General features: G+C 71.8%; 17 protein-coding genes and 3 pseudogenes. 10 read left to right on the forward strand and 10 right to left on the reverse strand.

Translation table 11 applies throughout. The annotated features are described in order from the left end of the window. Window positions 1–18 precede the first annotated feature (18 nt). Window positions 19–462: a hypothetical protein gene (locus ACFYT9_RS21790; protein WP_389166260.1), complete on the forward strand. Its 444-nt coding sequence runs from the start codon at window positions 19–21 to the stop codon at window positions 460–462. 102 nt (window positions 463–564) lie between these two features. Here the strand turns inward: ACFYT9_RS21790 and ACFYT9_RS21795 are convergent, their stop codons facing one another. Beyond that, the gene (locus tag ACFYT9_RS21795; RefSeq protein WP_389166262.1) at window positions 565–987 is read right to left on the reverse strand and encodes a hypothetical protein; all 423 of its coding nucleotides are present in this window, start codon (window positions 985–987) and stop codon (window positions 565–567) included. Between the two features lie 166 nt (window positions 988–1,153). On the opposite strand from ACFYT9_RS21795, the pseudogene ACFYT9_RS21800 reads away from it, so the two are divergent. The 3 genes and pseudogenes from ACFYT9_RS21800 to ACFYT9_RS21810 all read left to right on the forward strand — a co-directional run. Next, a pseudogene (locus tag ACFYT9_RS21800) lies at window positions 1,154–2,515 on the forward strand (penicillin-binding protein). Between the two features lie 363 nt (window positions 2,516–2,878). Next, window positions 2,879–3,619 (forward strand): alpha/beta hydrolase, encoded by a 741-nt coding sequence (locus ACFYT9_RS21805; protein ID WP_389166264.1) that lies wholly within the window; start codon window positions 2,879–2,881, stop codon window positions 3,617–3,619. Window positions 3,620–3,701: 82 nt separating this feature from the next. Continuing rightward, window positions 3,702–3,928, forward strand: a pseudogene (locus ACFYT9_RS21810) (FHA domain-containing protein); the annotation flags it as partial. A gap of 11 nt (window positions 3,929–3,939) precedes the next feature. Here the strand turns inward: ACFYT9_RS21810 and ACFYT9_RS21815 are convergent. Together ACFYT9_RS21815 and ACFYT9_RS21820 are read right to left on the reverse strand one after the other, a co-directional pair. Continuing rightward, window positions 3,940–4,536 (reverse strand): RDD family protein, encoded by a 597-nt coding sequence (locus ACFYT9_RS21815; protein ID WP_389166266.1) that lies wholly within the window; start codon window positions 4,534–4,536, stop codon window positions 3,940–3,942. Window positions 4,537–5,017: 481 nt separating this feature from the next. Continuing rightward, window positions 5,018–5,515, reverse strand: coding sequence for a hypothetical protein (locus ACFYT9_RS21820; RefSeq protein ID WP_389166269.1), 498 nt, complete (start codon window positions 5,513–5,515; stop codon window positions 5,018–5,020). A 523-nt stretch (window positions 5,516–6,038) separates the two neighbouring features. Between ACFYT9_RS21820 and ACFYT9_RS21825 the strand changes: the two genes are divergently transcribed. Further along, window positions 6,039–6,902, forward strand: coding sequence for a hypothetical protein (locus ACFYT9_RS21825; protein WP_389166271.1), 864 nt, complete (start codon window positions 6,039–6,041; stop codon window positions 6,900–6,902). After that, the gene (locus tag ACFYT9_RS21830; protein WP_389166272.1) at window positions 6,895–8,244 is read left to right on the forward strand and encodes a phospholipase D-like domain-containing protein; all 1,350 of its coding nucleotides are present in this window, start codon (window positions 6,895–6,897) and stop codon (window positions 8,242–8,244) included. The genes ACFYT9_RS21825 and ACFYT9_RS21830 overlap by 8 nt, the downstream gene beginning before the upstream one ends. Window positions 8,245–8,498: 254 nt before the next feature. Here ACFYT9_RS21830 and ACFYT9_RS21835 read toward each other — a convergent pair whose 3' ends face one another. From ACFYT9_RS21835 to ACFYT9_RS21860, 6 genes and pseudogenes are all read right to left on the reverse strand, one after another. Then, complete coding sequence (locus tag ACFYT9_RS21835; protein WP_389166274.1) at window positions 8,499–9,437, reverse strand: MerR family transcriptional regulator; 939 nt, start codon at window positions 9,435–9,437, stop codon at window positions 8,499–8,501. Between the two features lie 172 nt (window positions 9,438–9,609). Continuing rightward, window positions 9,610–10,272, reverse strand: a complete 663-nt coding sequence (locus ACFYT9_RS21840; RefSeq protein ID WP_389166334.1) for a M15 family metallopeptidase — start codon at window positions 10,270–10,272, stop codon at window positions 9,610–9,612. 24 nt (window positions 10,273–10,296) lie between these two features. Beyond that, window positions 10,297–10,631 (reverse strand): annotated as a pseudogene (locus ACFYT9_RS21845) (GNAT family N-acetyltransferase); the annotation flags it as partial. A gap of 10 nt (window positions 10,632–10,641) precedes the next feature. Beyond that, the gene (locus ACFYT9_RS21850; protein ID WP_389166276.1) at window positions 10,642–11,037 is read right to left on the reverse strand and encodes a hypothetical protein; all 396 of its coding nucleotides are present in this window, start codon (window positions 11,035–11,037) and stop codon (window positions 10,642–10,644) included. Window positions 11,038–11,072: 35 nt separating this feature from the next. After that, complete coding sequence (locus ACFYT9_RS21855) at window positions 11,073–11,594, reverse strand: pyridoxamine 5'-phosphate oxidase family protein (protein ID WP_387273511.1); 522 nt, start codon at window positions 11,592–11,594, stop codon at window positions 11,073–11,075. 778 nt (window positions 11,595–12,372) lie between these two features. Beyond that, window positions 12,373–12,888: an SRPBCC family protein gene (locus ACFYT9_RS21860; RefSeq protein WP_389166279.1), complete on the reverse strand. Its 516-nt coding sequence runs from the start codon at window positions 12,886–12,888 to the stop codon at window positions 12,373–12,375. A gap of 63 nt (window positions 12,889–12,951) precedes the next feature. Here ACFYT9_RS21860 and ACFYT9_RS21865 point away from each other — a divergent pair, with 63 nt between their 5' ends. From ACFYT9_RS21865 to ACFYT9_RS21880, 4 genes are all read left to right on the forward strand, one after another. Further along, window positions 12,952–13,539 carry a TetR/AcrR family transcriptional regulator gene (locus ACFYT9_RS21865; protein ID WP_389166281.1) on the forward strand — a complete coding sequence of 196 codons (588 nt, stop codon included), beginning with the start codon at window positions 12,952–12,954 and terminating at the stop codon, window positions 13,537–13,539. Window positions 13,540–13,884: 345 nt separating this feature from the next. Then, window positions 13,885–15,330: an esterase/lipase family protein gene (locus ACFYT9_RS21870; protein WP_389166284.1), complete on the forward strand. Its 1,446-nt coding sequence runs from the start codon at window positions 13,885–13,887 to the stop codon at window positions 15,328–15,330. Continuing rightward, window positions 15,327–19,031: an NACHT domain-containing protein gene (locus tag ACFYT9_RS21875; protein ID WP_389166285.1), complete on the forward strand. Its 3,705-nt coding sequence runs from the start codon at window positions 15,327–15,329 to the stop codon at window positions 19,029–19,031. The genes ACFYT9_RS21870 and ACFYT9_RS21875 overlap by 4 nt, the downstream gene beginning before the upstream one ends. 139 nt (window positions 19,032–19,170) lie before the next feature. Continuing rightward, window positions 19,171–19,842 (forward strand): NADPH-dependent F420 reductase, encoded by a 672-nt coding sequence (locus ACFYT9_RS21880; RefSeq protein WP_389166288.1) that lies wholly within the window; start codon window positions 19,171–19,173, stop codon window positions 19,840–19,842. A gap of 276 nt (window positions 19,843–20,118) precedes the next feature. Here ACFYT9_RS21880 and ACFYT9_RS21885 read toward each other — a convergent pair whose 3' ends face one another. After that, window positions 20,119–21,201: a C40 family peptidase gene (locus tag ACFYT9_RS21885; protein WP_389166290.1), complete on the reverse strand. Its 1,083-nt coding sequence runs from the start codon at window positions 21,199–21,201 to the stop codon at window positions 20,119–20,121. Window position 21,202: the final 1 nt, after the last annotated feature.

The raw sequence follows: 21,202 nt of genomic DNA on the forward strand, positions 1-21,202 counted from the left end.
CGAGGGGACTACGGCCTCATGACGCCGTTCGCGGGCACCCTGCTGCAGATACTCCGGGGATTCATGCTCATCGCCTGGGTCGTCATGGCCGGTCTCACCGTGTTCACCCCCGACCAGGTCGATGGCAACCTCGCCTGGACGACGGCGGTGGTGCTCGCGGTCTACATCGTGACGTTCGGATGGCGTCTGATGAGTGCCCGGCTCGGCATGAACCGGTGCTACCTCCTGGCGGGCGGAGTGGCCTTGACCAATCGCTTCGGCCAGGTCACCGATTTCGTGGCCTGGAGCGACGTGACCGGCATCCAGCAGACGACGGTCGTGGAGCTCTACATGGGAGCGCACCGCCTGGAGATCAGCAGCAACCGGACCGCGAAACCCCTGACGCTCTTGGCGCCGGGGGTGACATCACGACTGGTGGAAGCACTGCTCACCGAGGGCCGCCGTGCAGGCGCCTTGCGGTGACGGGCATCCGGGCCCCGGGGCGTGGCCAACGGCTGCGGCCGGCACCGATCCATCTGTCCCGGAGCCGTCGCCTTCGCAGCGCGCATGATCCGGCACCGCATCTCAGCCGGTTGTGCACACCTCCTGCGGGAGTTCTCGGACGGTGGGCTGCTGGTCTCCGGAGGTCGACGGTGCCACCTCGAAGGCGTAGCAGCCTGTCACCGATCGCTGGTACACGGAGGTGAAGGACCGCGTCGGTCCATGCCCGAGGAGCTCCGCGATCACGGTGACCTCATCAGCGTGACGCGTCACGCTGATGACACCCCTGGCGGGCTTCGAGGGAGGGAGGATCCGGGCGATCTCGGGACCGAGAAGACTGCCGTCAGCCGCGGCTTCGCCCAGTCGGTCGCGGAGTCTCTCGGCGTTCCCCTGGAGGTTCTTGCGTGCGTGAGCCTCGTCCCGCTCGGGTTGCGTCTCCAGCCAGATCACCAAGCCGAGGACGGCCACGAGCAACAGCCCCACGAGCGTGACGCATCCGTTGAGCATGCGTCCATGCGACGCCTTCGTCCTGACCGGTGATCGTCTCGCCATGCCCCCAGCGTGCCCTGTGATCACCGACGAACCGTTCTGCGTTCTCGAATCGTCACCGAAGCGCAGCCCGCCCAGGCGACGGACGGGCCGAGGTTGGTGTTTTCGAACGCGCTCAGAGGGCGTGTTCGTCGTCGTGGCGACAGGCGTGAGGTACGGGGGCTGGAACCTCGGGAACGGGCTCTCCGGCGAGAACGGCGGGGGAGGCGTCGCCACGCGGGCCGCAGCGAAGAAGACCGGCCCCCGCCAGACGCGGAGGAGATCGAGAGGACGGCCCGGGACCTGCTGGCCGCCTGAGCGTCAGGGGACGGGTAGACCGTCGCCCAGCTGACCAACAACGCCGCCGAGGCCGACCCGATGATCACCGGCAACATCACGACGGCCCACGTCACCAAGGCCGTGACCGTGCCGGGCGAAGCGGTGGGCGCGAAGGCGCCGGGCACGGTCGAGGTGACCGTGGAGTACGCCGGGTGTCCAAGCCGCGCACGTACTCCTCCTCGCTGCCCGTGGTCCGCGGGCTCACCACGGGCAAGGCGCCGGTCGACCGGCAGCCGACCGTCGTGCATCCGCAGCTCACCGAGGGCGCCTCGCTGGTCACCTCGAAGGCGTCCGCGCCACCGATCAGGGCGGTCGCCAAGGACGGCGTCTAACTGACCGAGGAGAAGTTCCCCTCGCTGAAGGGCGTCCTCGCCGAACTGCGCCCGAAGTACGACTCGAAGGCCGGTGGCGTCGCCAGGGCGGTCGAGCCGGAGATCACCTCGGCTGGCCAGGACGTACCTGACCGGCCCCTGCTCACCTTGACGAAGGGCAAGGAGGGCACGCTGAAGACCTACTTCGACGCGAGCGTCCAGGCCGCCGAGGAGAAAGCGGTCAAGCGGTACGACCGGGCGTCCGTGGTCGCCGCCCTGGAACCCAGCACCGGTCGGATCCGGGCCGTGGCCGACAACCCGGCCCCGGGCTTCACCACCGCCTTCGGCGGCGCCCAGGCGTCCGGCTCCACGATGAAGATCGTCACCGCCGCGAAGATGCGCGACAAGGGGCTGGTCCAAGGCGCCGGATCGAAGGGGGCGCCGAGACCGCCGCCTACATCGGACAGGGCCGGATCCAGATGAACGCCCTCAAGCATCGCCTCGATCGCGGCCACCGTGACGGCGGGCGCCTGCCGGCAGCCGGTGATCGTCCCGCACTCGCTCGACGACCGCGCCCTCGCCCCCACCCGGCAGCTCCCCGGCGACACAGCCGCATCTCTGTGGCAGCTGATGGCCGCAGCCGCGACCGGAAAGGCACAGGGGACGCGGCCATGGCCTCCGTCAGCGGTACGAAGGGTGCCAAGACCAACTCCGCCGAGGTCGACGGCCAGGGCGACTCCAACGCCTGGTTCACCGCCTACGCATGGGACCCGGCGGCGGCCGCGATCGTGAACTCAGGCCGTCACAGCGGCGATTCCGTCGGCGAGATCGTGGCACGCGTCCTCAACGCCCGCTGAACCCAGCTCGGCAGGCCGCCGCAGAATCGATGCTGCCGGGCTCGCCCTCGACAGCCCCCACAGCCCCTACAGCCCTGACAACCCCGACAGCCATGACGTTCAGCGGCGGAGCTCCAGAGCAGACTGCGTGACCGGCCTCCTACTGAAAGCGGGGTGATCACCAGCGCACAGAGGCTCCCGCGCAATTCCGTTGGCGGACGAGGGCGACCACTGCTACGTTTCCGGAGGCCGTGCGAGAGATCGAGGAGGTGGTACCCGTGAACGCAGTTTCTCCATGGGTGCTCCCCTCCGGGGTCACGGTCGGGCGATAGACAGGTCGTCGTCCGGGAGCGCCGTTTCAGAGCACTTCCGAAAGGCACGACCATGCATTTCACCTCGGAGCAGCGCCTTGACGGCGGTGTTCGCGAACGCGGATTCACCCTCGGTGAGATCCCCGGCATCCTCTGGACACCTGCGTCAGCGTCCGCAGCCGCGCCTGTGCCACTGATCCTGCTCGGCCATCCTCCCCTCGGGCTGCGCGCCATGTACCCCCGGCTGGCGGACCGGGCCCGGCATTCCGCGGCGGCGGGCTTCGCCACGGCCACTGTCGAGCTCCCCGGAAGCGGCGACCGACCCCGCCTGCCCGCCGCCGAGCAGGCCCGCGCCGACCTGCGCCGGGCGCTGGAGGCCGGCGAGCCGGTGAGCGACGAGATCATCGACGCCCTCATCCTTCCGCTGGTCGACCAGGCGGTCCCGGAATGGCAGGCCGCCCTGGACGCCCTCCTGTCGCAGCCCGAGCTCGGCGGTCCGGTCGGGTATTCAGGGGGAGTGATCTCCATCGGCATCCGGTTGGCGGTCGTCGAGCCGCGCATCGTGGCCGCCGGTCTCTTCGCCGGGAGTTTCGTGCCCCGCGCCATGTTCGAAGAGGCCAGGCAGGTCACCATTCCCCTCCACGTCCTGCTGCAGTGGGACGACGAGAGGAACGACCGGCAGGCGGCCCTGGACCTGTTCGACGCCTTCGGCTCCAAGGAGAAGACGCTGCACGCCAACATGGGCGGGCACACCGGCGTCCCCCGGTTCGCGGGAGACGCCGCGGCCGACTTCTTCACCCGACATCTGAGGTAGAACGGCGCCGTCGGAGCGGTCGTGGAGGGTAGCGCTCGGCGGCCGTCACGGCGCTCTCCGAAGCCATGTACCGGCCTGGCCCATCAAGGTCTCGCCGGGCAGCGCCGAGGCGCCGATCCCGTGGGAGTTCTCCCGCGTCGTGGTGCCCGCGGACGGCGCCCTGCTCGCCATCGACGATGTGGGCACCACGCCACACCCTCCGCAACGCCGAGCGCGACGGGCTGTCCGGCGCCGCCACGGCGCCGGACTTCGCCCTCGACCCGCACCGAGCGCCGCTTCGCGGTGCTGGTCGCGCTCTGCGAACCCCGCCCGTTCACCGGCTACCTCGTCGCGTACACCCGCGTGAACGAGACCCAGTCGTGCAGGGTGCGGTGGGCCGGCAGCAGTACGAGGAACAGGCCCCCGAACACCACCCATTGGGCCACCGAGACGATCGCGGGATAGTCGGTGCGGCCCGCGAGCGCGTACGTCCAGCCGACCACCATGACCATCAAGGGCACCCCGTTGATCAATCCCGACCGGATCAGCCCGCACAAGACGCCGGGCCGGCTGCCGTCGAAGCGCTCGACCCGCAGCCCGAGGACGGCCTTGCCGAGGGTCCGGCCGAACAGGGCGTGCGCGAACCAGTCGTAGAGGAGCCAGAGAGCGAGGCCGCACACCATCAGCCCGGCGGCGAACATGCCGATCGTCTCGCCGATCACCGACACGGAATCCCCCAGACTCTCCTTCGCCACCTGGCCGTCCCAGCCGGAAGCTCGGATCTCGCCGACCTCGCGCATCGCCAGCTTGCGGACGCGGCGGGCCAGCAGCGTCTCCAGGAACGGAAGAGCCACCCACGCCACCGCCACCGCCGGCAGGGCGACGACGACTCCGTCCACCACCCGTGCACCGAAGCGTCTCATCACATGTGCCGCCATACCGTCCCCCTCGATTCGGCCGAGAGACATGCTGTCCGATCAAGCGGACGGCGATGTGACGAGAGCGGACGGTTTCACCCTGCTGCGTGGACACCCTGTGGACGCGACGCGTAGACCGAGCCCCCGAGCCCCCGAGCCCCCCCGGCCCCGGGGGCACGATCCGAGAAGGCCCCGGTGGAACGTGTCTTCTGGGGACACGGGCCGACAAGGGTCCCCCGAGTTCGGTGAGGACCCCGCCGTCACGCGTGGCCATCCACGGCCGCAGGGTCGCCCGCAACTGCAGGTGCCGGAGCCTGTTCCACCCGATGACGGCCTGTGGCTGTGGGACTCCCCGCGCATGGTGCTCGATGCCGTCGGGGGGTGAGCACCGGATACGAGCCGTCCCCCCCGTTCCGGGTCCCCGACCGTCCATCGGTCCCCGACCCGTTCCAGCGGCCCCAAGTTACGTCATGATCTCCCCGTCGGCTGTTTGCGGCGCACGTCAGGCGGTGTCGGTGGCAGTGGCGTTGGCGGTCTCCAGGGCCACGACGACCATGACCGGGAGGTCGGTGTCGGGCTGGACCAGGCCGGCCGTCAGGGTCCGGTCACCGAGGTTCCACTTCTTCACCGCGATGAACTCGTCTTCGTCCTCCGCCGTCTGCTCGGCCTCCACGTGGTGGCCGGTGAGGGAGGACCGCCCGATCACGGGCAGGACGTCGGCAAGGGCCCGTTCCCCCTCCTCGTGGACGGCGTCCAGGTCGTCGAAGTAGCCCGACTCCTCCGCGTCACGAGTCCACACGGTGAACGAGGCGGTGATCGTCCCGCTGATCGACGTCCGGATCCAGGCCCCGGTGCCGTCCTTGTCCCAAGACGCCTCCGCGCCGTCGCGGACCTTGCCGCCGGGTGTCCACTCCTGGGCAGAGAACCGCGCCGCCGCACCTTCGGCGGTCAGCGGGGTGAGGGCCCTGAGCTGTTCCAACATCGCGATCACCGCAGCCATGACTCCTTCCGCTCATGCCGTTGCCGGGTACGTGACACGCCCTCAGCCGCGCGCTCGCGCAGACCTCGGGGAAGGCCATGGACGGCACCTCGCTCACCTGCGCGGTGCCTCATCCAGGCCTCCATAGAGCGGATGGGTTGTGCTCACCGGAGCACGGGCTCTGCGCGGGGCCGAGACCGAGGGGGCGGCAGGTCCGGCGCCCGGTCTCGGGGTCGCAGAGGCGGAAGAGGTGGTGGTGAAGGCCGGTGTCCGGGGCGCAGTACCGGCTGTGGAAGCACGGCGGGGGTGTGGGCGCGACACGGCCGAGGGCGTCGTACTCGCAGCGGACGCCGCCGGCCCCGGTGAGGAAGGCTCCCGCGTACGAGCGGGCGCGGCGTGCCGGGGCCCGCGGCCCCTGCGAGGCGGGGGAGGGGCCGCCCTGGCCTCGCTGTCAGTGGCCTGCGCGATGATGACGAGGGTAGGGGTGACGGCCGGTCAGGTAGGGCTTCCGAGGCCGTGCCCGGGTGAGGCGAAGGGGTGTTCTGTGCGAAGGCCGGTCGACGACGAGGAACGGGCCGCCGATGAGCGGCGACTGCACTACGAGATCTGGAGGTGGGGAGGAAGACCGCCGAGCGAGACACTCCGCGCCGTCCAGGGAAGCAACGTCCTCGGCCTTGTCGAGTACGACGCCGATCTTGTGCACGCCCTCGACGCACTGGCCCCCGACGTCCAGCGTTCCGTGGCGCTGCTGGCCGCGCACCGCGCCTGCGAGACGGCCGGTCTCACCGCCGTGCCCTGGGTCGCCGGAGCGCTCACCGCGCTGACGCGGGGACGTCCGCTGCCGCCGCCCTTCGACGACACGAACCGGATGTGGGAGACCCTGAACTCCACCGAGCTCCCTCCGGGGCCACCGGTGCGCAGGGCGACGCCTCCCGAACGACCGCTGTACTTCCCTCCGACACCCGCCGGGTGGACCTGGATCCCGATCGGAGAGCCGGACGACGACGGGGCGAGGCACTACACACTCGGCCGGCTGCCGGAAAGCGCCCGACCGGCGGTGTCCGACGGCAAACTGTCGGCCGCGTCCGCTGCGGACGTGAACGTCCCGGCTGCCGCCGTCACCTTCATGGAACTGACGCACTCCGCCCGCAGACGGCACGACTTCGGACCGATCTCGCAACCGCACTTCGCTCTTCCGGCCGTGCTCGCCGCCGCCGAGGCCTCCCCGCTCCACGCGGCCCTGGATGCTGTGTCACATGCGATCGCGACGTTCGGGGAGCACTACCCGGCCCTGCTGGAGGAGATCCGGTCGTTCTGTGCCGCCCAACGACCGGTCCGGGCCGAGCGGTCGGCGGCGGCCGCTCCGTCGGACCAGGGGGAGGACTCCCCTCCGCGTCGGCATGAGTGAGAATGCGCCGGTGAAGATCACCAAGAGCAAGCTCGGAACAGCCCTGTCCGCCCTGTCGGTCGGGGCCGCCCTGACCATCGCCCCCTCCGCCTCGGCCTCGGCGACGGTGGAACCGACCGTGACCACCGGCGCGCTGTTCAACAACCCGAGCGGGGTCGCCGCAGGCACCCCCGAGAGCGCGCCCGACGACCCCGTCCGCCTCGCCGAGACGCGCATCAAGCGGCACCTGCTGGAACTCATCAGCGGGGCGGCGGAGGGCTCGTACATACGGATCTCCGTCTACCTCCACTGGGACGCGGAGGTGACCAAGGCTCTGGTCGCGGCCCACGAGAGGGGCGTCAACGTCCAGGTGATCGTCGGCGACGATCGCTACTCTGCGGTCGCCAACCTCAGGGCCGGCCTCGCAAAGGCCGCCGCCCCGCACTCCTGGATCCGCGCCTGCAGGACCGTCACGCAGCCCGACGCGACCGTCGTCCACGACGCCTGCCTCGCCAAGGACGCCGCCTTCCCCCGCGACAACGTCAACCACCAGAAGTTCTTCCTCTTCTCCCGTACCAAGGGGACGGGAGACGTGTACGTCGACGACGTCGTGGTGCAGTCGTCCGGCAACCTCACCAGCACCGACTACACGAAGTGGTGGAACGACGCGCTGACCGTCGTCGGCAACACCGCGCTGCACCAGGCGTACCGGACGTACTTCGACACCCAGGCGGCGGCCGCCGCTGGTGGCCCGCAGACCAGCAACGTCGCCGATGCCTCGGCGGGCACCGCGAAGGTGTACTTCTTCCCGAAGTCGGGCGACGACACGGTCGTCAACATCCTCAAGACGGTGATCCCGGCCGGCACGACGACCCCGTGCGGCGGCAACACCGCGGCCGGTATCGGCACGAAGGACGGCCGGACGAAGATCCGCATCGCGCAGGGGCACATCACCCGGACCGAGGTGGCCAAGCAGCTGTGGGAGCTGGCCCAGGCGGGCTGCCACGTCGAGATCGTCCACCGCTCGCTCGAGAACTGGGACAAGGAGGGCAACCCGTACTCGCAGGTGTCCCCCTGGCTGACCAGGCCGACCACGGGCAAGGGCCGCATCATCCTGCACGACCTCGCGAACGACGAGCGGGACGGCACCGACACCCACACCAAGTACCTGCTGATCGAGGGCACTTACTACAACGGGCCCAACAAGCGGATCGTCTTCACCGGCAGCCACACCTACACGGAGAACGCCCTCCGCTACAACGACGAGGCGCTGCTCAAGTACGAGGACCCGGCAGTCTTCGCCGCGTACCTCCAGAACTTCGAGGACCAGCGCGCGGCCTCCCTCGCGGAGCGCGAGCTGTAGGAACTCCCGCCCACGCGCGCCCCGCGCCCCGCCCACGCGCGCCCCGCGCCCCGCGCGCCGGGGCCCGCGCCCCGCGTACCGTCCGCGGGCGGTACGACCCCACTCGGCCCTGACGGGGATCCTCGGCAGGGGCGTGGTCAGGCCATGGAGCGGCAGCAACCACTCCATGACCCTCGTGATCTCGACCTCGGTTCAGCTCGTCAGGGGCGCGGCCGACGTGAGGCGCGGGTCGAGCTGCTGCCCGACCCGTGCCGTCAGCGCGGCGTCCGGGCGCGCAGAGCCTGGACGGACCAGTCGAGCACGGGAACCAGGCTCTCCGGGGCCGGCCAGCCGTTGACCACGGCGAGGAGCCGGAGGTACCGCTCCCGGCGCGGATCGTTCACGCTCTCCAGCCGAGTCGCCAGCCGGAGGCGAAGCCCGACGTCGTCGGGGAGGCCGAGGAGCTGTGCGTAGGACGCCGTGAACCGCGCGACGATCGGATCGGCCTGCGGTGAGGTCGGGTCGATCCCGGCGGCCAGGGCAGGGCCGGCCTGATCGCGAACTGCTGCGGTGACGTCGCGGCGCGGGACTGCCACGCCGCTCCGATTCTGCTCGGCGGCCTGGTCCTCGGCCATCCTGCGCACGGCGTCCCGGAAACCCTGGTCCATGAACATCTCGGCCAGCTCCACCCACGCCCGGACCTGCTCTGTCGTGGGGCTGCAGGGCAATTCGGGGGTCATCGAGCGCATGACCCCCGCGAAGGCGGGGGAGGCGTCGAGACCGCCGAAGACGCCGTCGAGGAATTCGCCGGTCAGGCGGCTGCGTTCGTCCTCGGAAAGCCGGGCCAGTCGGTGCATGAGTTCCGTCTCCTCAGGGGTGGACCCGCGCTCGGCCACCGCCGTCAGCACCGCGCGCCGCAGGCGCAGGACGCGGATCTGCACCGTCAGCGCTTCGGCGTGCGCTGCGGCGACCTCCGGAAGCGACAGCTCACGGTCCAGGATCTTGCGGATCGTGGGAAGGTCCAGTCCCAGCTCACGCAGGGTCCGTACGAGGTCCAGGCGTGCGACGGCGTCGATGCTGTAGAGGCGGTGGCCGGCCGGGCTGCGGTCCGTCGGCGTCACGACTCCGCGATCGGAGTAGAACCGAACGGTCTTGACCGTGAGGCCGGTCCGTCGAGCCAGTTCGCCGATCGGGTAGAGCGTGTCGCCGTTCATGCCCCCACCTTCACGTCTCCCCCTAGGGGAGACGCAAGTCCCTTCGCCTGCCGTCGGGCAACCATTCCTCCTCAGCAAGCCCTGACCCTCCTCGCGCCGGACCGACCGTGGCAGGCGGCTCACCGTCGGTACGCTGCCCGGTCCGGGCCCAGAGGGGTGGTGGTCCGGTCGGTCAGTCGCGCGAGCCGAGCTCCTTGGGCCCGTAGAGAGCTGCGGGCATACCCGTGAGCAGGGCCCAGTAGCGGTCCCCGAAGGACCAGTGCCACCACTCCGTGGGGTAGTTCACCAGCCCTGCGGCCGTGAGCACGCTGCCCAGCAGCTTCCGGTGGGCGCGGGCCTCCTCGCTGATGTCCGGGGCGTGGGTGTAGCACGCGCCGGCGCTCTCCTCGGGGGACGCGTTCATGCGCGTCCCCAGGTCGAGCTCGTGCCCGTCGGCATCGGCGAGGGTGAGGTCGACAGCCGCGCCGGCGCTGTGCGGAGCGATGCCGGGGGGTGACACGTACCTGCTCGCCGCCGAGTGGATCTCCTGGGAGGACCAGCCGGGGTTGGCGGCCCGCAGCCCGTCCGCGTACTCCTCGAAGTACTGCCGCTGGAGGGACGGGGGCCGGTATCCCTCGACGAACAGCAGCCGTATGCCCGCCGGCAGCATCGTCTGCGCCGTGAGCAACCGCTCGAGCACGCCTTCCCGCAGGTGGGCGAAGGCGTCCGCGGGGTCCTGCTTGCGGGTGTCGACGAGCAGACGGCCCCCGAGGCGGACGTCCACGAGGCGCTCGCCCGACTCGATCACGGGCACGGCGGCGACCTCCGGATCCGACATCAGCACGATCGCGTCCATGGGCGCCTCCCCTCGTCCGCTCGTTGCGGCCGGGGGGCGCACGCCGAACCACTGCTCGGCGCCGCACTCCTCGAACCGCTCGACCTCGGCGACGCCCAGCCTCGCCGCGAGACGCATCGCGCGGTCGTCGGCGCACCGGGCGGAGAGCACCACCGGTTCGCCGGGCCGCGCGCCGCTGAACCAGCCGAGTGCTGCCGCGCACACCTCGAAGGCGTAGCCGCGTCCCCGGACCTCGGGCAGGAACAGGCAACTGAGTTCGGTCCGAACACCGCGCGGTCCCGTGCCTCGGAGGCGCGGAGCACGAGCCGGGCGGTGGGTATCGGCGCGGGTGGCCAGACAGCGGTTCCTGTTTTGATCATGGTGGGGAACCTAGCGCATGTCTCGTGAAGCCGGTCCCCGCGCAGCCGGCGGTCCGCCGCCATGTCGCGGTGAGGTTCTCGGCGCAGGCGGCGCCGTCGGCCGGCTCGCCGCACGATCCTGGGCCAGGGCGATGCGCTTGCCGTTGGCCTGCGGTGAGAAGCGGTCGTCAGGGCGGTAGTACTCCGCCGCGGAGATCTCCGCCTCGCCGGGTTCCGGCGCGTCCAGCACGGCCGGCAGCCAGTCGATCACCACGCACACGTGCCCGCGCAGCTCCCGTACGGACCGGCGCGGCGGCAGGTTCCACTCGGCCGCGGACAGTCCGGCGACGGAGTCGCCGAGGGCTGCGCATTCCAGAGACCGCGCGGTGACGCCGTCCCCACGCCGGCAGGCGGCCTCGCCCGTCACGCCGTCCCCTGCGCCGCCCCCGATGCGGCCCGGAGTCACGTCCCGGTGAGCTTGTCGGGATCGGGAGCGTAGACGGTCATCCAGTGCGGGTTCAGCCGGTAGTAGACGACCTCGCGGTTCCAGTCGAAGGCGTCGTCGTCGCCGTAGAACTCCTTCAAGTGGGCGAGGAGCTCCTGCCAGTCGGCCGTGCCCTCGGCGCCCTCGGGGTTCATCTCCTCCACCGTGCCGTGGGTGAATACCCCCAGGTCCTCGCCACGCAGGTGCGCGACGCTGGCGGCAGGACGGGCGGCGAGATGACGGGCTTTGGCGGCGTTGCGTGCTGTGCCGAAGTGCCACCGGCCGTGCAGGAAGTGCCCGTCGGCTCCGCTGACCCGCGGTTCGCCCTTGGCGGTCACCGTGGAGAGGGCGAGTGTGCACATGCCGGTGAGGACCCCGGTGAGCTGCGCCGCCGTGATGGTGCGGCCCTCGACGATCGAGCGGAGGTGTGAGGTCGAGCCGGAGAGGGAGGAGTCGAGGAGGGACTGGAGCTTGTCGATTTCTTCGGGGGTTTCGCGCATACGTCCATCGTCGGCCGTAAACCCGACACCCTCTGTCGCCATTGACGAAGCGGTGGTGAGGTTCCACCGCGCGGGCCGCGCTCGGCGTAGCACCGGCCGGTGGATTCGGCGAGCCTGCGCGGTGCGACGCGGTGCCGGAAGCGCTGCGTCGCGGCCGGCCGACGTTGCTGTGGTCGTTCCGCAGTTGGCTCCGCCGGCGCGCACGGCGATCCGCCTCCTTGCCCGACCTGGGGAGTTGGCCTGGCGCGACTGCTCGATCGGCGGGGGCTGGTGCGGCGGCCCGGCGAGGAGCCGTGGCCGCACCGCGAGGGGCCCACATGCAGCGGATGGCGTCGACCCGGCCCGGGATTCGGAGGAGCGCGGGTCACTATCATCTCGCCGAGCCGCCTGCGCGGCCAAGCCGCCCCCGCCCGACCACGGCCGGCGGACATGCGCGCGACGCTCGCCCCCGGCGTGCCGGACGGGGCGCTTCCTGCCGCTGCACCCCGTGGGCCTCAGGCGGGATCACCGCACCCCTGGTCCTCTCGCCGTGGAGCCGTCGTCGAACCGGCATGCAGCGGCACTCCGTCGACGGCGTCGGGCAGTGCTGCGGGACCCACGAGCCGGGCTGTGACTGGCTCTCTCCTCCTCCACACGCAGCCGACCGCGTGCTCGCCGCGCCCGGAGTAGCGTCTGGAGCAGCGCCTGGGGGAGACGCTGGACTGATGAGTACGACGCCGATCACCTTCACCGGTCCTCGCCGCCTGCCTCATGACGCCGACACGTCCCACGCCTTTCGTCAGGACTTCCGGCGGCGTCTCCCGGTCGTCAGGCGGACCAGGTGGCGGAGGAAGCGGACGTACGGGGACCAGCGGGCCCGGTGGGGGAGGGCGCCCGTGCAGGCGAGTTCGGCGCGGTCCAGGCAGTCCTCGAGGAGGCTGTCGTGCATCGGGCGGTAGGCCAGCGGCCAGGTGAGGCGGCCGACGCCGCTGAGGTTCATCGCGAGCGTGTGCCGCAGCGCGGTCCGCTCGCCGTCGGCCGGCAGCACGGTGAACTCGTGGAAGCCGTGGAACCCGCGGGGCCCGGTGAAGGCGAAGCGCACCCAGGTCCCCGGTACGTACGCGGCCACCGTGTAACGCACCGGGCCGTGGCCACCGGCCGCCCCGACGGCCAGGGAACGGTCCAGCCGCATCTCCTCCCACAGCCTGCCCGGCCACAACCGGTCGTGCTCCCCGTGGGACAGCGTGTCGATCAGTGCGCCGACCCGGTCCGGCCCGGCGCTCAGTACGCGTTCATGCACGTTGAAGACGCCCATCGGTCCTCCCCTCCACATTATTAGAGAGAGATCTCTAATAATGTGGAGGGTACTCTCTGATTCATGGCGAGACCACCCCGCTTCGACACCGACCAGATCCTCGACGCCGCCGTACGGCTGGCCGCCTCGGCCGGGCCGGCCGGTGTGACCATGTCCGCCGTCGCCCAGGCGATCGGCGCGCCGAGCGGCTCCATGTATCACCGCTTCACCGGCCGATCGGCCCTGCTCGCCGAGGTCTGGCTCCGGACCGTCGAGCGGTTCCAGGAGGGCTACCTCGCGCGCCTCCACAGCGATCCCGACCCCCGCGCAGCCGCCCGTACGGCCGCCCGCCACGTCGTCGCATGGAGCCGCACCCGTCCCGAGGAGGCCGCCCTTCTCCTCCATGGCGCGGCGGAGTTCGGTCGCGCCGACTGGTCCGAGGAGCACATCCGGCGCGCCGACTCCGGCAACGAGAGCGTGTTCGCCGCCGTCGGCGCCCTCGCCGCGTCCCTCGGGTTCTCGGATGCCAAAGGCCGGGACCGTATCGTCCTGGCCCTGATCGACCTGCCGCTCTCGATCGTCCGGCGGCCCCTGCGCGCCGGCGAGCCGCTGCCCCCGCACGCCGAGGACCTCGCCGAGGAGTGCGCGGCGGAGCTGCTGGCCGCCCCCTAGCCGGTAGCCGGTAGCCGGTAGCCGGTAGCCGGTAGCCGGTAGCCAGTAGTCGACCGCTGCCCGGCCGCCCCAGCCACCCGCCCCCCGGCCTGAGCCCGGCTCCACCGTCGCTGAATCCCGGACAACCGGACATCCGTGCTCCCGGCGTTCTACAGTTGGCCGTACGGTCGGCTCTTCCTGGGGGACGGGTCAATATCCTTGACACTGAACGGAGTTGACCGGTCGACGGTCGCGCGTGTCCGGCCCGTCAGCCGTCCAGGAATACCGGCAATCCCACCAACGACCCTGTGAGGCAGCGTGGCACGTCGGCATCTTCTCGTGTTCCTTCCAGGCATCGGAGGCAGCGTGCTCGCGGCCCCTCCGCGCGGGACACGCGCCCCGGAAGCCGTGTGGAAGCCCCGGCTGCCCAACCTCCTGAGCACCGTCCGCAGCCCGCACCGCCTCAGCGTCGAGGAATCACCCGACCTCGTCCCGACCGGACTGGTCCACTCCGCCACGCTGGTGCCCGGGCTCCTCACCCTGCCCGGCTACGAGAAGGTGACCGCGAGGCTGGCGGCGCTGCCCGGCGCCGTGCCGGACGTCTGCCGCCCGGACCGGCCCCGCTTACCCGGCGCCAACGTGCTGCTGTTCCCCTACGACTTCCGCCGGGGTGTCGTCCACGCGGCCCTGCGCCTGCGCGACGAGATCGACGCCCGGCTCCAGGGGCTGAGCAGGTCGGAGCGGGCCGGCCGGGTCATCGTCGTCGGGCACTCCATGGGCGGCCTGGTGGCCCGCTACTGGCTCGGCCCGCTCGGCGGAGCCCTCGACTGCCGGGCCCTGATCACCCTCGGCACCCCGCACCGCGGAGCGCCCAAGGCGCTGAACATCCTGGTGAACGGCTTGCGGTTCGGGCCCCTGAACTTCGGCGACACCGCGGAGGTGCTCCGCGGCTGGCAGGGCGTCGCGGACCTCCTGCCTCGCTACCCGATGATCCTCGACACCACCACCGGCCGTCCCTTGTACCCGTACGAACTGGCAAGCTCCCCGCCCCGCAGACCAGGACCGCCACCCGCCCCCGTACCGGGCCTCGGCCTGGCGGACACGGCCTGGACCATGCACCAGGACATCGCGGCGGGCTGGGCCCCGCTCGGAGCCGAGGGCGAGCACCCCCGGCCCGAGGTCGTGGCCCGGATCGGGTTCGGCCACGCCACCGCCTCCGGAGCCGTCTGGGACGGTACGGAGCTCAAGGTCGACGACGTCCACCCCTACTGGCTGCCGGCCCCCGGCTGGGAGGAGGACCGAGGGGACACCACCGTGCCCGCCGTCTCCGCCCTGCCCCTGGAGCTCTCGGACCACAACCCCCAGGGACTGCGGGTGGCCCAGCGCCACGGGCCCATGGGGGAGGCGAAGTTCATCACGGACCTGGTGGAGGCGTACGAACGCTACGGCTCCACGGCAGCGGTCCAGGGCACCGAACGCCCCGACGCCCTCGGGCTCGACCTGCCCGACGCCCACGCCGTGGGCACCCCCCTGCGCGTCACGGTACGCCTGCCCGACCGGGCCCGGGAGCGCGTCGTGCACGAACCGGACCTGCTGCCCGCCGCGTGGATCTGGATCACGCCGGAACCGGAGCCGGGCGAACCGGCGACCCCCACCGAACCCGTACCCCTGACCTGGGACCCCGGCACCGACACGTACATCCACGACTGGACGCCGGACACGCCGGGCTACTACGGCGTGCGCATCCGAGCCCGCGGCGTCCCGGCCGCGGGGGATCTGTCCGTCGACGACTTCCTGGCCGTGGTCGAGTGAACCAGTGGCCGCGCTGGCAGCGCAGCGCACCCGCCACCCTCGTCCAGTACGTCCTCCCCACCGAGGTGGCCGCCCTCCTGCACGTGCCCGGCCCCTCGCAAGCAGGCCCCACCGACCGGCTGCGCGCCGTGTACGAGGCCATGGCCCGGGCCGGCGTGACCTACGCCCAACCGGAGGCCAGCGACTTCTCGGGCCGCCAGCGGATCGCGGAACCCTACGAGGTCCTGAGCTCCCCGAACCAGGGGACCTGCATCGACCTCGCCGTGGTGATGGCCGCCGCTGCCAGGCACGCCGGGCTGACCACCATGATCGTGGTGGCGGACGCGGCCGGGCCCGGCGCCCCGTCCCACGCCCTGCTCTGCGTCCACGTCGACACCGAGGAACCCTGGCCGTTCGACGCCACCGCGGACCCCCGGTCAGCGGCCGACGGCGTCTGGCACGAGCCGCCCCCCGGGCTGACGGGCCTGATCGGCGCCGACTCCCGCTCACCCCAGCCCCTCCTCGTGGTCGACGTCGTCGGCGTCTGCCGCCCGCTGGCGCCCGCGGCGCCCGAACAGGGGCTCGGGGTGTCCTTCGACCGTGCCTGCGAGCAGGGCCGCCGCCACCTCACCGACGGCGCGCTGCGCTGGGCCTTCGGCGTGGACGTGGACACCCTGTGGACCGCGACGGACCAGCAGGAGCCCTTCACCTCGGTGCGACGGGCCCGCGTGGGCCGGGAGCACGAGACGACCCTCCTCATGGGCCTGATCAGGACTGACCTCAGAGAGGACACCGGGAAACGGAAGCTGCACCAGCGGCTCGTGATGCGGGTCCACGAACAGGACCCGCTCGAGGCCGCGGGCGTCCCCGAGGGGCCCGGCCGGCCCCTGCCCGTCCTCCTCGACGAGGTGGCCCGATCACCGCTGCCCCGACTGGTCCTCACCGGCGCGGCCGGCAGCGGCAAGAGCACGGCAGCGCGCGAGCTGACGCTCCGCCTGCTCGACGCCCGCCAGACCGGCGGGCCGGTTCCCGTGCTCGTCAACATGTCCACGTGGAACCCCGAGCACGACCACCTGGACACCTTCATCGGCCGTCAGCTCGAACTCAACTACGCCTCGGGGCGCGGGTCGTGGCGAGGCAGGCGCGCGGCCCGGCGCGGGCGGCCCCTGCCGCCCGGGTCCCTCGTCCGCGAGCTGGTCGAACAGCGCCGGATCCTCCCGATCCTGGACGGGCTCGACGAACTCCCGCGGCTGCTGTGGCCGACCGCCCGCAGGGAACTGGCGCGCACGCTCGGGGCGGACGACCGCGCCTTCGTCCTCGTCTGCACCAGCGAGTCCGCCGAAGAAGTGATCCCCTGGGAGTTCTCCGGCCGCCCGGACATCCGGGCCGCCAGCATGACCCCGGTCGCCCCCGCTTCCTCGATGGCCTTCCTCCGCAGTGCCTCGGGTGGCGGTAGCGCGCGCTGGGACGGAGTCGAGCGGGAGATCGCTGCGGATCCCGACGGCCCCCTCGCGTCCGCGCTCGGCACCCCGCTGATGATCGACCTCGCCCGCACCGTGTACGCAGCGGGTTCCGCACGGCCGGACGAACTGTGCGACCGCGAGGCGCTGGCCACGGATCAGGACGTGCGGGATCGATTGTTCGAGCGATACCTGCCCACCGTCTACGCGCCATGGACCAAGAACCTCGACCAGCGGACGCCGACCTTGCGGCTGAAGGACTATCCACCGGCCGACGCCAAGCGCTGGCTCACCCACCTGGCCCGCCAGCTGGACCGGATGGAGGCGACACAGCTCTTCTGGTGGCAGGTCATGAACACGGCGAAGCTCGTGGAGATGAACGTGCCGACCCGGCTCGCGCCCCGACTGAGGGCCCGGCCCCTGCTCATCGGCCTGCTGCTCACCGCAGCGATGGTCCTGGCGCTGATCCTGCTGACGTCTCCCACCAGCGGGAACAACTCGATGGGGTTCATGAGGTCCGAGTTCCAGAGAGTTGATGGGCAGCAGACGGTCTCCTTGTGGATGAACGAGTACCAGTTCGTCTTCGTCAGCTCCTCGCCGGTCTTGACCACCGTGTTCGCCTTCGCCCTGATCGGATTGGTGCTGACCTGGCTTGCCGCGTCCCGCGAGGCCCCGGGGCAGATGAGAACGGCGGTGTCCCCCGCGGAGGAGCTCGCCCTCGACAAACGCGCTTTCCTGACCCGGGCGCCGGTCGTCGCAGCCGCCGCCATGACGGCTGTCCTGGTCTGGTATTTGAACATTGATGCCATGGGCGTGTTCCCGGAGGCGGAAGGGCTGACGCTCACAGAGGCCCGGGCCCGGGCGGTGGGGCTCGTCTGGTGGGCGATCGCCGTCCCCGTCGCCATCGCCGCTGTCGTCGCGACCCTGATGCTCTTCTCGAGCTCCGCGTGGTGCCGCCTGTGGCTCACCGGGCTGGAGCTGAGCCTGCGCCGCCGCATGCCGCGCGATCCGCTGGCCTTCCTGGAGGACGCCCACCGCCGGGGCGTCCTGCGACGCAACGGCAGCGCCTACGCCTTCCGCCACCGCCTGCTGCAGCGGCACCTGACCGTTGCGGGCCGCAAGGCCCCGCCCCTGCCCGTACTGATCGAATCGGCCCGGCAGCGTGAGGAGGCCGGGGCGTACCGCGAGGCCGTTGCCCTGCTCCGGCCCCTGGCCCTGTACGAACCGGAGATCCGCCGGGAGCTGGCCCTGCTCGCCGAGCGCCAGTCCGTACGCGTCGCCGGGGGCCGCTTCCTGCGCTACTACCGGTGGCGGAAGCTCAACATACGAGCCGTCGAATGGTGGCACGCCGCGATCTTGGAGCACGACGAGGGCGCCCTGCGGGGGCTTGCCGGGCTCTACCACCGGGAAGCCGCCAACACCTTCGGCTGGAAGGTGCTGGGCCCGTTCAAAGCAGTGACCGCGGCGGGACAGGAGTTGGAATTCTGGGAGGCACAGGAAGCCATCGGGGCCCCCGGCGCCGAGGACGAGGTACTGCGCCTCCTGCTGGGCTGGGCCCAGGACAGCCGTCCGGGGCTGCGGCGCCAGGCGTTCCGTGAGGCCGCAGCCAAGAGGCTCGACGCCCGCGGCGTCGCCTGGCGCAACGCCGCACCCTCCACGCACCCCGCGTCCCCGTACGGCCGGCCGGTCGCGGCGGTCCACCTCGGCGACACGGTGCGCCGCACACTCGAAGCGGCGGCCCGCGGCGGCGGGATCGTGCAGACCGGCACGGTTCTCGCCCTGCTCGCCGAGCATGACGCGGCCTTCGGCGACTGGGACCGCCTGTGGCTGTACACCGGGGACCCACGTGCCACCGGGCTCGCCTCCGCCTGGGACACCGCCGGCGGTGCCCCGGCGGCCCCGCCGGAGGAGGTCGCGGCCCGCACCGCGGCGCTCGGACTCGTCTGGCCCGAGGGCACCAGGCTGTCACCGGCCGCCTCCGCCGGCCTCGGCGTGCTGCACCGCATGACGCAGATCTACCCGGCCGAGTCGGTACCGCCCGGCTGGCTCGCCCTGGCCATGCTGCGGTTCCCGGACTCGGGCGCGGCCACGGCGCTCACCGGGCCGGCCGGCCTCACCCACGTCGAGCTGCTCGACCACGTCATGGACGACATCCTGCTCGCCAGGCTCCCGCGCTTCCTGTCCTGGACCTCGGAGTCGCACCCCGGCACCGCGCCGGGCCACGCCCCCGCCACCTCGCCCTCAGGGCTTTCGGACAACTGACCCTGTGGCAGGCCGGGCCGAGGTGCGGGCTCGGCTCGCCCGGGGACGACCCCGCCGCCCGGCCTAGGACGGGAGAACGAACACAGTGGGGGCTACGGGCCGAGGTGCTGGGCGGGCCTGCGGCGACAGGATGATCCGCATGCGGATAGGAATCCTCGGTACAGGACATGTGGGCAAGACCCTCGCGTCGGCATGGGCGCGGGCCGGCCATGACGTGGTCCTCGGGTCACGACGGCCACGGGACCCGGCGCTCCTCGCGGAGCTGGACGAGGTCGTCGCGGAGGGCGTACGGGTCGAGGCGTCGGAGGCGGCGGCCGAGCACGCCGACGTACTGGTGAACGCCACCCCGGGCACGGCGTCGGTGGCCCTGCTCGACAGGATCGGCGCTCCCGCGCTCGCCGGGAAGATCCTGCTGGACGTCGCCGTCGGCTTCCTGGAGGACGGGGCGCCGTCCCACCCGGTCGTCGGTCTCGGCGAGGAGATCCAGCGCGCGTTCCCGGACACGCGCGTGGTGAAGACGTTCTCGACCGTCGACCGGGGTGTCATGGTCGCGCCGGACTCCCTGGAGGGGCCGAGCAACGTGTTCCTCTCCGGTGAGGACGCGGACGCGAAGCAGGCGGTGCGGGGCCTGCTCGCCGACCTGGGCTGGCCCGAGGAAGCGGTCCTCGACCTCGGCGGCATCAGCACGGCCCGGGGCCAGGAACTCTTCGCCGACCTCTTCATCGCCATCGCCGGGGCGACGGGCACGTACGAGTTCGGCATCCGGGTCGTGCTCCCGGCGGCCCGGGAGAGCGGCCCGTCCGGCGTCTGACGACGTCTCGCCGACCAGTCCGTTTTCAGGCGCGGCACCAGACCTCACGCGTCCCGCCTGTGAGGCGAGGCATCAAGCCCCCTCACCCGCCTCCGGACGTCCGCATGCCGAAACCGGGCGCTCCCGCCACCCCGCTCGACCCGTCGAGGAAGCCTTCGAGGGCGAGACGGCGGAGCAGCCCGGGGTCCGTGATGGCCAAGGCCCAAGGCCCCCGGCAGGAACGGCACCTGGCGGTGCGCCGCGCCGAGGGCCGAGACCGTCATTCGTGACGACGGGTCAGAGGCGCTTCGCGCTCCGGAGGGTCTTGGCGTAGTAGCCGTTGCCGTCCAGGCGGGAGACTCCTCCGACGTCGCCGATGGTGGGCCCGTTGATCTCCTCGCGGCTGGAGACGAAGATCAGGTGGCCCTCCGTGTCGTGGCCGAGGACCATGCCGACGTGGTCCAGGCGTTGGCCGGTGCGGGCGTCCAACTTGAAGAAGACGAGGTCGCCCGGCTGGAGCTGGTCGATGGTGGTGGGGCGGTCCTTCGCCGCCACGCCGGTGAGGGGGAGGACGTCCGCCCCTTCGCCCGAGCGCGCCATGCCGTTGGCGGTACGGGGCAGGCCGTCGCCCGAGGTGTCCGAGGACATCAGGGGGTAGCGGGCGCGGTAGCCCAGCACCATGCGGAGGTAGCCGGAGCAGTCGAGGGACCGGGCGCGGATCGTCTCGGGTGTGCCGACCTCGCCGTCGCGGAACGGGTAGGGGACGCCGAGGTAGTCGTAGAAGTCGGACTGTTCGAGGCGCAGGTCGCCGCCCTCCGCGCCGGAGGTGTTCAAGGGGCCGAAGTTCGCGTCGCCGGCGAAGGCGAGGCCCTGCGCGTCCTTGCGCGGCGCGGCGCCGGCCACGTACTGGAAGGCGATCGCGAAGAGGTCGTCCTCCTTGCTGGTCGCGTGCTCGGCGTACCAGTCCTCGAACCACGTCGACTTCTCCGCGCCCTTGCTCCACGCCTTCGGCATGAGCCGTATCCAGTCGGTAGTGGAGACCTTGGAGGCGGTGGAGGCCGGCTCAGCGAAGGTGCGCGCCGGGCCCTTGAGGGTGGCGGTACGGGCGCCGTCCGTGAGGATCGCCTGCACCTGCCCGTCGGCGTCCCGGAGCACACTGCGCGCGGGGTTCTCCAGCCGGGACCAGCGCGCCTCCGGCCGTACCGCGCCCGCCGTGTCGGCCTTCGTCCCGCTGCCGTCCAGCACGCCGACGTTCCGGACCTCGGTGACGCCCTGCTGCTCCTGCTTGCGCAGTTCGAGGGTGAGGTACCCGGAGGCCGCGACGAACACGAGGACGACGAGGCCCGAGACGACGGGACGGGACTTCTTCTTCCCTGGCATG

Source organism: Streptomyces sp. NPDC004435, assembly GCF_042873895.1.
Classification (GTDB): Bacteria; Actinomycetota; Actinomycetes; order Streptomycetales; family Streptomycetaceae; genus Streptomyces.

What these genes read in the sequence shown, in the direction of transcription:
- ACFYT9_RS21790 (WP_389166260.1), top strand. Translation starts at nt 19, where the DNA reads ATGACGCCGTTCGCGGGCACCCTGCTGCAGATACTCCGGGGATTCATG.
- ACFYT9_RS21795 (WP_389166262.1), bottom strand. Translation starts at nt 987, where the DNA reads ATGCTCAACGGATGCGTCACGCTCGTGGGGCTGTTGCTCGTGGCCGTC.
- ACFYT9_RS21805 (WP_389166264.1), top strand. Translation starts at nt 2,879, where the DNA reads ATGCATTTCACCTCGGAGCAGCGCCTTGACGGCGGTGTTCGCGAACGC.
- ACFYT9_RS21815 (WP_389166266.1), bottom strand. Translation starts at nt 4,536, where the DNA reads ATGGCGGCACATGTGATGAGACGCTTCGGTGCACGGGTGGTGGACGGA.
- ACFYT9_RS21820 (WP_389166269.1), bottom strand. Translation starts at nt 5,515, where the DNA reads ATGGCTGCGGTGATCGCGATGTTGGAACAGCTCAGGGCCCTCACCCCG.
- ACFYT9_RS21830 (WP_389166272.1), top strand. Translation starts at nt 6,895, where the DNA reads ATGAGTGAGAATGCGCCGGTGAAGATCACCAAGAGCAAGCTCGGAACA.
- ACFYT9_RS21835 (WP_389166274.1), bottom strand. Translation starts at nt 9,437, where the DNA reads ATGAACGGCGACACGCTCTACCCGATCGGCGAACTGGCTCGACGGACC.
- ACFYT9_RS21840 (WP_389166334.1), bottom strand. Translation starts at nt 10,272, where the DNA reads ATGGACGCGATCGTGCTGATGTCGGATCCGGAGGTCGCCGCCGTGCCC.
- ACFYT9_RS21855 (WP_387273511.1), bottom strand. Translation starts at nt 11,594, where the DNA reads ATGCGCGAAACCCCCGAAGAAATCGACAAGCTCCAGTCCCTCCTCGAC.
- ACFYT9_RS21860 (WP_389166279.1), bottom strand. Translation starts at nt 12,888, where the DNA reads ATGGGCGTCTTCAACGTGCATGAACGCGTACTGAGCGCCGGGCCGGAC.
- ACFYT9_RS21865 (WP_389166281.1), top strand. Translation starts at nt 12,952, where the DNA reads ATGGCGAGACCACCCCGCTTCGACACCGACCAGATCCTCGACGCCGCC.
- ACFYT9_RS21880 (WP_389166288.1), top strand. Translation starts at nt 19,171, where the DNA reads ATGCGGATAGGAATCCTCGGTACAGGACATGTGGGCAAGACCCTCGCG.
- ACFYT9_RS21885 (WP_389166290.1), bottom strand. Translation starts at nt 21,201, where the DNA reads ATGCCAGGGAAGAAGAAGTCCCGTCCCGTCGTCTCGGGCCTCGTCGTC.